The sequence below is a fragment of the Limosilactobacillus reuteri genome, assembly GCF_002254085.1.
Classification (GTDB): Bacteria; Bacillota; Bacilli; order Lactobacillales; family Lactobacillaceae; genus Limosilactobacillus; species Limosilactobacillus reuteri_K.
On the sequence record NZ_NGPY01000055.1, the window covers coordinates 100,469 to 110,035 of the forward strand.

General features: G+C 39.8%; 18 protein-coding genes and 1 pseudogene. 1 reads left to right on the plus strand and 18 read right to left on the minus strand.

The window, feature by feature from the left end; genetic code table 11:
* Nucleotides 1–17: 17 nt before the first annotated feature.
* From rplR to rpsJ, 18 genes are all read right to left on the minus strand, one after another.
* Nucleotides 18–374 carry a 50S ribosomal protein L18 gene (rplR, locus tag CBG10_RS08910; protein WP_003664543.1) on the minus strand — a complete coding sequence of 119 codons (357 nt, stop codon included), beginning with the start codon at nucleotides 372–374 and terminating at the stop codon, nucleotides 18–20.
* 62 nt (nucleotides 375–436) lie between these two features.
* Nucleotides 437–973: a 50S ribosomal protein L6 gene (gene rplF, locus CBG10_RS08915; protein WP_003664544.1), complete on the minus strand. Its 537-nt coding sequence runs from the start codon at nucleotides 971–973 to the stop codon at nucleotides 437–439.
* A gap of 29 nt (nucleotides 974–1,002) precedes the next feature.
* On the minus strand, nucleotides 1,003–1,401 hold the full coding sequence (rpsH, locus tag CBG10_RS08920) for a 30S ribosomal protein S8 (protein WP_003664546.1): 399 nt from the start codon (nucleotides 1,399–1,401) through the stop codon (nucleotides 1,003–1,005).
* A gap of 32 nt (nucleotides 1,402–1,433) precedes the next feature.
* Nucleotides 1,434–1,619, minus strand: coding sequence for a type Z 30S ribosomal protein S14 (locus CBG10_RS08925; protein ID WP_003664547.1), 186 nt, complete (start codon nucleotides 1,617–1,619; stop codon nucleotides 1,434–1,436).
* Between the two features lie 15 nt (nucleotides 1,620–1,634).
* The gene (rplE, locus tag CBG10_RS08930; RefSeq protein ID WP_003664548.1) at nucleotides 1,635–2,177 is read right to left on the minus strand and encodes a 50S ribosomal protein L5; all 543 of its coding nucleotides are present in this window, start codon (nucleotides 2,175–2,177) and stop codon (nucleotides 1,635–1,637) included.
* Nucleotides 2,178–2,205: 28 nt separating this feature from the next.
* Nucleotides 2,206–2,514, minus strand: a complete 309-nt coding sequence (gene rplX / locus CBG10_RS08935) for a 50S ribosomal protein L24 (protein WP_094501170.1) — start codon at nucleotides 2,512–2,514, stop codon at nucleotides 2,206–2,208.
* 35 nt (nucleotides 2,515–2,549) lie between these two features.
* A complete protein-coding gene (gene rplN / locus CBG10_RS08940) occupies nucleotides 2,550–2,918 on the minus strand; it encodes a 50S ribosomal protein L14 (protein WP_003664550.1) in 369 nt (122 codons plus the stop codon).
* Nucleotides 2,919–2,987: 69 nt separating this feature from the next.
* Nucleotides 2,988–3,254 (minus strand): 30S ribosomal protein S17, encoded by a 267-nt coding sequence (rpsQ, locus tag CBG10_RS08945; protein WP_003664551.1) that lies wholly within the window; start codon nucleotides 3,252–3,254, stop codon nucleotides 2,988–2,990.
* Nucleotides 3,255–3,278: 24 nt separating this feature from the next.
* The gene (rpmC, locus tag CBG10_RS08950) at nucleotides 3,279–3,485 is read right to left on the minus strand and encodes a 50S ribosomal protein L29 (RefSeq protein ID WP_003664552.1); all 207 of its coding nucleotides are present in this window, start codon (nucleotides 3,483–3,485) and stop codon (nucleotides 3,279–3,281) included.
* Nucleotides 3,475–3,909: a 50S ribosomal protein L16 gene (gene rplP / locus CBG10_RS08955; protein ID WP_003664555.1), complete on the minus strand. Its 435-nt coding sequence runs from the start codon at nucleotides 3,907–3,909 to the stop codon at nucleotides 3,475–3,477. The genes rpmC and rplP overlap by 11 nt, the downstream gene beginning before the upstream one ends.
* Nucleotides 3,910–3,912: 3 nt before the next feature.
* The gene (gene rpsC / locus CBG10_RS08960) at nucleotides 3,913–4,578 is read right to left on the minus strand and encodes a 30S ribosomal protein S3 (RefSeq protein WP_003664556.1); all 666 of its coding nucleotides are present in this window, start codon (nucleotides 4,576–4,578) and stop codon (nucleotides 3,913–3,915) included.
* Nucleotides 4,579–4,590: 12 nt separating this feature from the next.
* On the minus strand, nucleotides 4,591–4,938 hold the full coding sequence (gene rplV, locus CBG10_RS08965) for a 50S ribosomal protein L22 (RefSeq protein WP_003664558.1): 348 nt from the start codon (nucleotides 4,936–4,938) through the stop codon (nucleotides 4,591–4,593).
* 17 nt (nucleotides 4,939–4,955) lie between these two features.
* The gene (rpsS, locus tag CBG10_RS08970) at nucleotides 4,956–5,234 is read right to left on the minus strand and encodes a 30S ribosomal protein S19 (protein ID WP_003664560.1); all 279 of its coding nucleotides are present in this window, start codon (nucleotides 5,232–5,234) and stop codon (nucleotides 4,956–4,958) included.
* 40 nt (nucleotides 5,235–5,274) lie between these two features.
* A complete protein-coding gene (gene rplB / locus CBG10_RS08975) occupies nucleotides 5,275–6,120 on the minus strand; it encodes a 50S ribosomal protein L2 (protein WP_003664563.1) in 846 nt (281 codons plus the stop codon).
* A gap of 24 nt (nucleotides 6,121–6,144) precedes the next feature.
* Nucleotides 6,145–6,441, minus strand: coding sequence for a 50S ribosomal protein L23 (rplW, locus tag CBG10_RS08980; protein WP_003664564.1), 297 nt, complete (start codon nucleotides 6,439–6,441; stop codon nucleotides 6,145–6,147).
* The gene (gene rplD / locus CBG10_RS08985) at nucleotides 6,441–7,064 is read right to left on the minus strand and encodes a 50S ribosomal protein L4 (protein WP_003664566.1); all 624 of its coding nucleotides are present in this window, start codon (nucleotides 7,062–7,064) and stop codon (nucleotides 6,441–6,443) included. Before rplD ends, rplW begins: the two co-directional genes overlap by 1 nt.
* Before the next feature lie 21 nt (nucleotides 7,065–7,085).
* Nucleotides 7,086–7,745 carry a 50S ribosomal protein L3 gene (gene rplC / locus CBG10_RS08990; protein ID WP_003664567.1) on the minus strand — a complete coding sequence of 220 codons (660 nt, stop codon included), beginning with the start codon at nucleotides 7,743–7,745 and terminating at the stop codon, nucleotides 7,086–7,088.
* A gap of 48 nt (nucleotides 7,746–7,793) precedes the next feature.
* On the minus strand, nucleotides 7,794–8,102 hold the full coding sequence (gene rpsJ / locus CBG10_RS08995; RefSeq protein WP_003664569.1) for a 30S ribosomal protein S10: 309 nt from the start codon (nucleotides 8,100–8,102) through the stop codon (nucleotides 7,794–7,796).
* A 467-nt stretch (nucleotides 8,103–8,569) separates the two neighbouring features.
* On the opposite strand from rpsJ, the pseudogene CBG10_RS09000 reads away from it, so the two are divergent.
* Nucleotides 8,570–9,439: pseudogene (locus tag CBG10_RS09000) on the plus strand (ISL3 family transposase); the annotation flags it as partial.
* Nucleotides 9,440–9,567: the final 128 nt, after the last annotated feature.

Below are 9,567 nucleotides of genomic sequence, written 5' to 3' on the forward strand. Positions count from 1 at the left end.
GGTTATTCCTCCTTTTTTTAGAATTTAAGTCCGTTTTCGCGAGCAGCTTCAGCCAAAGCTTGAACACGTCCATGGTAAAGGTATCCACCACGATCAAACACAACTTCAGTAATGTTCTTTTCGTTAGCGCGTTTAGCAATTAATGCTCCTACACCACTAGCTTGTTCAGTCTTAGTCTTTCCACTTACTTCACTATCATTTGTGGAGGCACTTGCGAGCGTCACACCCTTTACGTCATCAATTAATTGAGCGTAAATGTTTTTGTTTGAACGATAAACACTTAAGCGTGGGCGCTCCGCAGTACCAGAAATCTTACCGCGAACGCGTAAATGACGACGTTGACGGATCTTGTTCTTGTCTGGTTTAGAAATCACAACAGTCACCTCTTATTATATTAATTCTATTAAATAAAAGAATGTTAAATAATCTTTTCAGATTACTTACCAGTCTTACCTTCCTTACGGATAATGTGTTCGTTTTCGTAACGAATACCCTTACCTTTGTATGGTTCAGGTGAACGTACAGCACGAACTTCAGCAGCAAAATTTCCAAGGTGTTCCTTGTTAATTGAGCTTAATTCGATAGTAGTATTGTCAGGTACGTTAATTTCAACATCTTCTGGCTTATCCATTTCAACTGGGTTTGAGTAACCAACAGTTAAAATCAACTTGTTACCTTTGAGTTGAGCACGGTAACCAACACCAACAAGCTTAAGAACCTTCTTGTAACCATCAACAACACCTTCAACCATGTTGTTAACATTAGCACGAGTAGTTCCATGTAACATCTTTAACTTATTAGTATCAGCATCACGATCAAACTTTACAACGTTACCATCAATAGTCATTTTGATTAATGGTGAAATTTCACGAGACAAAGTACCCTTAGGACCTTTAACAGTAACTACATTACCATCTTGAGAAATTTCAACACCACTTGGCAAATCAATTTCTTTGTAACCAATACGACTCATCTTTGCACCTCCTATCTAATATTCGTTTTTTACCAAACGTAAGCGATAACTTCGCCACCAATTTTCTTGGCACGAGCAACTTTATCAGTAACAACACCTTCAGATGTTGAAATGATAGCAATACCTAATCCGTTAAGAACTTTAGGCACAGCATCTGACTTAACGTATGTACGTAAACCAGGCTTAGAAATACGCTTTAAGCCAGAAATAACACGTTGACCGTCATTACCGTACTTTAAGAACACACGGATGATGCCTTGCTTGTTATCATCAACGTATTCAACATCGCGAATGAAACCTTCGTTTTTTAAGATTTCAGCGATGTCCTTCTTCATCTTTGATGCAGGTGCTTCTACTGATTCGTGTTGAGCCATGTTAGCATTACGAATACGAGTTAAGAAATCTGCAATTGGATCACTCATAGACATCGATGTTTTCCTCCTTTTGTCGGTTTTTTTGTTTACCAGCTAGCCTTCTTCAAACCAGGAATTTGTCCTTTGTGGGCAAGTTCTCGTAAGCAAATCCGGCATAGGTGGAATTTACGGTAAACAGAGTGCGGACGTCCACAACGTGCACAACGCGTGTATTCACGACTTGAGAACTTAGCTGGACGGTTGCACTTAGCAATCATTGATTTTTTAGCCAATTTGTGGAACCTCCTTTATTTAGCAAACGGCATACCGAGTTGAGCAAGTAATTCACGGGATTCTTCGTCAGTTTGTGCAGTTGTTACAATAACAACATCTAAACCACGAACTCGGTTAACTTTATCATAATCAATTTCTGGGAAAATTAATTGTTCATGGATACCAAGAGTGTAGTTACCACGACCATCAAATGCCTTGTTACTTACACCATGGAAATCACGAACCCGTGGCAATGCCACATTAACTAATTTATCTAAGAAATCATACATACGTTCACCACGTAAGGTTACCTTAGCACCAATTGACATACCTTCACGAAGACGGAAACCAGCGATTGATTTCTTTGCCTTAGTAATTAAAGGTTTTTGACCAGAAATCAAGCCGAGTTCTTCAACAGCTTCGTCAAGATTCTTGGAGTTAGTAGTTGCATCACCAACACCCATGTTTAAAACGATTTTGTCAATCTTTGGTGCTTGCATAACTGAAGAGTAGTCAAACTTTTCAATCAATGCTGGACGAATTTCATTTTCGTATTTAGCTTTCAAACGGTTTTCCATTAGAAGTTATTCCTCCCTTCCTTAAAAATTAGTCAAGTGTCTTACCTGACTTCTTCGCAACACGAACCTTCTTACCATCAACGAACTTGTAACCTACACGAGTTGGTTCATTTGTTGAAGGATCAATCAGCATTACGTTTGAAGCATCAATTGCAGCTTCTGTATCAATAACGCCACCATTAGGATTTGAGTTGCTTGGTTTTTGGTGTTTCTTAACGATATTTACACCTTCAACGATAACGCGGTTTTGAGAAGCAAGTACCTTTTTAATAGTACCTTCTTTGCCCTTATCCTTACCAGCGATTACGCGAACCTTATCACCTGTTTTAATGAACATGTTGATTGTGCACCTCCTTATTTTCGGTAAAATCTTTAGAGAACTTCTGGAGCTAATGAAACGATCTTCATGAAGTCGTCTCCACGAAGCTCACGAGCGATTGGGCCAAAAATACGGGTACCCTTAGGGCTCTTGTCGTTGTTAATTAAAACAGCGGCATTTTCATCAAACTTAATGTATGAACCATCCTTACGGTGAATACCATGTTTAGTCCGTACAACAACGGCCTTAACAACGTCACCCTTTTTGACAACGCCACCTGGTGTTGCCTGCTTTACAGTAGCAACAATGATGTCACCAATATTACCTGTTTTAACTCGGGAACCACCTAAAATCTTAATAACTAAGATTTCACGAGCACCGGAGTTATCAGCGACCTTCAACCGACTTTCTTGTTGAATCACGGTTAATGTCCTCCTTCCATTTACAAATAAGAATTAGAATACGAATAATTTTTAGAGTTATCTGCTAAATTAAAGGGTAGCAGCTTTTTCGACAATCTTTACAAGACGGAAACGCTTCTTAGCTGATAATGGCCGAGTTTCCATAATTTGTACAGTGTCGCCGGTCTTAGCTTCGTTGTTTTCATCGTGAGCATAGTACTTCTTTGAGTACTTAACACGCTTACCATAGATAGGTGCACTCTTGTAAGTATCAATTACAACAGTGATAGTCTTATCCATTTTATCAGAAACAACGTGGCCTTGGTAAACCTTACGTGCATTACGTTCTTCACTCATGCGCTAATCCTCCTTTTCGTATTCTTATTTGTTTAATTCTTGTTGACGAAGAACTGTCTTAACCCGTGCAATATCTTTGCGTACTTGCTTAAGACTTGCAGTATTTTCCAACTGGCCGGTTGCTAATTGGAAACGTAAGTTAAACAATTGTTCCTTCAGTTCCTTTTCACGGTCAAGTAGCTTATCAGTGGTTAATCCATTCAGTTCTTGTACATAATCTTTACTTTTCATTAGATTGTCCACCTACTTCCTCACGTTGTACGATCTTAGTGCGAACTGGCAACTTGTGACCGGCAAGACGTAAAGCTTCACGAGCGACTTCTTCAGAAACGCCCCCTACTTCAAACATTACCTTGCCACGTTTTACTGGAGCAACCCATCCTTCAGGAGCACCTTTACCGTTACCCATCCGGACCCCAACACCTTTACTTGTGTATGAGAGTTGTGGGAAGATTTTAATCCAAACTTTCCCACCACGCTTCATGTAACGCGTCATAGCGATACGAGCAGCTTCAATTTGACGGTTGCTAATCCAATGTGAATCAAGAGCTTGTAAACCAAATTCACCAAAAGTAACAGTTTTACCACCCTTAGCTTCACCGCGCATATGACCACGTTGAACCTTACGGTGCTTTACACGTTTTGGTACTAACATGTGTTACTTCCCTCCTTGTTCATCATTGTTTGAGTTCTTCTTAGTAGGAAGTACTTCACCACGGTAAATCCAAGTCTTTACACCAAGAACACCGTATGTAGTGTTAGCTTCGTCCCAAGAATAATCGATATCAGCACGGAGTGTATGCAATGGAACAGTACCATCTGAGTATGATTCGATCCGTGACATATCTGCACCGTTCAAACGACCAGCAACTTGAGTCTTAATACCCTTAGCTCCAGCACGCATAGCACGTTGCATAGCTCCACGCATAGCACGACGGAAAGCAATACGAGCTTCTAATTGCCGTGCAATACTCTCACCAACAAGGTGAGCATCTAAATCTGGCTTCTTAATTTCCACAATGTTAATGTGAACACGTTTACCAGTTAATTTATTAAGTTCTTTACGAAGTGCTTCAACTTCTGAACCACCTTTACCAATAACCATTCCTGGCTTGGCAGTATGAATTGATACGTTTACGCGGTTAGCTGCACGTTCAATTTCAACGGTTGATACAGAGGCATCAGCAAGTCGCTTTTCAATATACTTACGGATTCGAAGGTCTTCGTTAAGGTAATCAGCAAAGTCCTTATCAGCGTACCACTTTGCAGTCCAATCACGAATGACCCCAACACGAAAACCATTAGGATTGATCTTTTGACCCACTATTCATTCCTCCTATCGTTCTGTAACAACCACTGTAATATGACTAGTCCGCTTGTTAATTGGAGAAGCAGAACCCTTAGCACGAGGACGGAACCGTTTAAGAGTTGGTCCTTCGTTAGCAAAGGCTTCACTTACAACCAATGAAGCACGATCTAAGTCGAAATTGTTTTCAGCGTTTGCAACAGCAGATTTTAATACTTTTTCAACATCTGAAGCGGCACCACGAGGGGTGAACTTCAAAATAGCAAATGCTTCGGCAACACTCTTGCCACGAATGGCATCTAATACAAGACGAACCTTACGAGCAGACACCCGTACCATCTTGGCAGTAGCCTTAGCTGACGTAATGTTTTCAGCCATATGTTATTTCACCCTCCTTACTTACCTGTCTTCTTGTCATCAGAAGCATGACCATGGAAAGTCCGAGTAGGAACAAATTCACCTAACTTGTGACCAACCATGTCTTCTTGTACGTAAACTGGCACGTGCTTCCGACCATCATATACTGCAAATGTGTAACCAATAAAACTTGGGAAAATGGTAGAACGACGTGACCATGTCTTGATGACAGTCTTCTTTTCAGAACCTTCTTGCTCCTTAACCTTCTTCAGTAATGAAGCATCAGCGAAAGGTCCTTTTTTCAAACTACGACCCATTTAGTGTACCTCCTCTCGGGTATTAGAACGTATATAAATTTTAACGAGTATGTGGACCGCGCTTCCGACCACGAACAATGAACTTGTTTGAACGAGCTTTGTGTGAACGGGTCTTCTTACCAACAGTCTTCTTACCCCATGGAGAAAGAGGAGATGGTAAACCAACTGGTTGCTTACCTTCACCACCACCATGTGGGTGATCGTTAGGGTTCATAACAGAACCACGAACGTGTGGACGTTGACCAGCATAACGAGTACGACCAGCCTTACCTTTAATAATCAAGGCGTGTTCATCATTACCAACAGTACCGATAGTAGCACGGCAGGTAGCAAGGACCATACGAACTTCACCAGAAGAAAGACGTACTAATACGTATTTTTCTTCCTTACCAAGTAATTGAGCTGAGGCACCAGCTGAACGAGCAAGTTGACCACCCTTACCTGGTTTTAATTCAATATTGTGAATAACAGTACCAACTGGAATGTTCTTTAAAGGAAGAGCATTACCAACCTTGATATCAGCATCAGGACCAGATTGAACGGTCATGCCAACCTTCAAGCCCTTAGGTGCGATGATGTATGATTTAGTACCATCAGCGTAAACAAGTAAAGCAATATTTGCAGTACGATTTGGATCGTATTCAATTGCCTTAACAGTTGCTGGAACATCATCTTTAATTCGCTTAAAGTCAATAATACGGTATTGACGCTTTGTACCACCACCACGGTGACGAACAGTAATGTGACCATAGCTGTTACGACCAGCAGTGTGCTTTAACGGAGCCAATAATGACTTTTCAGGTGTTGTCTTCGTGATTTCAGCGAAGTCGTAACCGTTCATATTACGGCGACCGTTAGTGGTTGCTTTATATTTACGAATTCCCACTGTTTTTTCCTCCTTTTTTAATGATTAGTTTTCGTTGTTGTCGTTAAACAACTTAATTTCATTTGAGTCGGCAGATAAAGTAACAATAGCCTTACGACGACGCTTAGTGTATCCTTCGTAACGACCTTGGCGCTTTAACTTACCTTTTACATTCATAATGTTAACTTTTACAACTTTAACGCCAAAAATTTCTTCAACAGCATTTTTAACTTGTGTCTTAGTTGCTCGTAAATCAACATCAAAAGTGTAACGCTTGTTGTCCATACCAGCCATTGAAGCTTCAGTAACTACTGGACGTAAAATAATGTCGCGTGCTTCCATTATGCGAGCACCTCCTCTACTTGAGAAAGAGCTGACTTAGTGATAACAATCTTTTGGTTATCAACAACGTTCAAGATGTTAACACCTGCTGGAGTAACAACTGTAGCATTAGCTAAGTTACGTGCTGATAAAGCAGCATTCTTGTCGTCATCAGTAACAACAACTAATGTCTTTTCAGCAACGTTTAAGTTACCCATAACATCAGCGAATTCCTTTGTCTTTGGTGCATCAAAGTTTAATGCATCAACTACTACAAAGCTGTTATCAAGAACCTTTTGAGAAAGGGCAGACTTGATTGCAAGTTGACGAACCTTACGAGGAAGGCTGTACTTATATGAACGTGGAGTAGGTCCAAAAACAATACCACCACCACGGAATTGTGGAGAACGGATAGAACCTTGACGAGCACGACCAGTACCCTTTTGACGCCATGGCTTCTTACCACCACCGCTAACTGCAGAACGATTCTTTACAGCATGTGTACCTTGACGTAATGAAGCACGTTGACGCAAAATTGCATCAAATACAACATTTTCATTTGGTTCAACACCAAATACTGCATCGTTTAATTCAACAGTACCGTTTTGGCTACCATCTTGTTTATACAAATTAACGCTAGTCATTATTTACTTCCTCCTTTCTTATTATTTATTGTGTTGTTTGCTAAGACTCTTCTTAGTATTAGCCTTAACTGAGTTCTTAATAGTTACGTAAGACTTGTTTGCACCAGGAACATTACCCTTGATGAGTAATACGTTGTTGTCAAGATCAACCTTAACAACTTGTAAGTGTTGCATGGTAACAGTCTTGCCACCCATACGACCAGGGAGCTTCATACCCTTGAAAACCCGGTTGATAATGGCACCCAATGAACCAGGACGACGGTGGTAACGAGAACCGTGTGCCATAGGTCCACGAGATTGGTTATCCTTATGGATGTTACCTTGGTAACCATGACCCTTGGTAGTACCCGTAACGTCGACAGTTTCACCCTCTGCGAAAACGTCAGCCTTAACTTCGTCTCCGACTTTAATGTCCCCTAATTCAGCGTCGCGGATTTCACCGATGAAGCGCTTAGGGGTCGTGTTTGCTTTTGCTGCATGACCTTGTTCAGGTTTGTTGCTCAAAACTTCTCGCTTGTCATCAAAACCAAGTTGTACAGCACTGTAACCATCGTTTTCAACGGTCTTAATTTGCATTACAACGTTTGGTGTAACATCGATAACAGTAACTGGAACTAATTCACCATTGTCAGTGAATACTTGAGTCATTCCAACCTTTTTACCTAAGATTCCTTTGGTCATGAGTACACCTCCAATTTTATGTTTTATGTATTATTCTTATTCTAACAATTAAAGCTTAATTTCAATATCAACACCACTAGGAAGATCGAGCTTCATTAATGAATCAACGGTCTTAGGTGTTGGGTCAACAATATCGATTAAACGCTTGTGTGTGCGCATTTCGAATTGCTCCCGTGACTTCTTAAACTTGTGTGGTGAACGGATAACAGTGTAGATAGTCCGTTCAGTTGGTAACGGAATAGGACCTGAAATTTGAGCACCTGTCCGCTTAGCGGTTTCAACAATCTTATCAGCAGATTGATCTAAAATACGGTGTTCATAAGCCTTTAACCGAATACGAATCTTTTGTTTTGCCATTATGTTCCCTCCTTCGTCAGATTTGAAATTTGACTAGCTCCGCGGAAATTACCGCCACATCCTGTGGCAAAGCGGCCGGGTGTGTCGCAACCTTCCGCATCAACGCTTCGCAGCTTTCACTTAATAGGGGGTAAGGCAAATCTACCTCCAAAGCTCAAGCACCTATCCATAATACTAAAGAAACGTAATTAGATCAAGGGAAATTTTAGAATATTTTCAATTGAAATATTTTTGTAAAATTTTCTTCCTAAGTTAGTTAAAAATTAGCGATACTAAAATACCATTAATTTTTCTGATGTATTAAAAAGTAATTTATTCGTTTTGACGAAACTCATTAAAATGGGTATACACTTTCTGGTATGGATGGAGATTCCATGCCAGATTTTTTTGTATAAAAAAAGAGACATTTGCTGTCCCCTCGTTATACAATCAATTCACCACAAAAATCATGAAAGAAGGTTAAACAAATGTCCCATAATGATTCTATCCTAAATATTCTTGGAATTAAAGATAAAAATATTAAAATTATTTCTGTTGAAGAAGATGAACACAACGATGATTCTGTTAAAGAGTATATAACACTAATAACAGCTACTCTTTCCTATCCGATTAATCGTTGTCGTAACTGTGGCTTTCCTACAGTTAATAAGGATGGCTTTCGCAAAACTCATGTACGACTGGCTAGTTTAAACGGGAGAAGATATGAACTAGAGCTTCGTAAACAACGCTATAAATGTAAATCATGCCATACTACTTTTGGTGCTATTACTAATTTAACCAAAGAAAATCAAACCCTATCCAATGATCTCAAAAATCAAATCATGCTTTTAGCTCGTAAAGGACTATCAGGTCAGCTAATTGCTGAAATGTGTCACTGCTCTCCTAGCAGTGTTCGTCGAACAATTTTAGAGCGCATGGAACCACACTATCGTGTGGCTAAGTTGCCTAAGCATCTATGTTTTGACGAGTTTCGTTCAACTAAGTCTGTGATGTCCTTTATCTGTTGTGATGCTGAAACCCACCAAATTGTCACAAAGTTACAGGATCGTCTATCACCTACAATTATTGATTATTTTGAAAGTCGTTATTCAAAAGCCGAACGCGAATGCGTTCAATCAGTTGTAATTGATTTAAATGCTCAATATCAAAGCTTTATCTATCGCCTTTTTCCTAATGCCAACATTATTATTGATCGCTTCCATCTTGTGCAATTAGCTGGTCGCGCTTTAGACAATTGTCGTATTTCTATCCTAAAACAACTCGATAAACAGAGCCGAGAATATAAAATTATGAAGTCACATTGGAAGCTATTCCATAAAAAAGCTGAAGATCTTCACCGGTACTGTACCCTGTCAAGTTTACACACTAAATAATAAAAATTAATTGGCTTTGCCGTAACGAAATTCCGTTGCAGTAAGGTCATTTCTTTTAGCTGAAATAAATGTATTTGTAAAGTATTCAATTC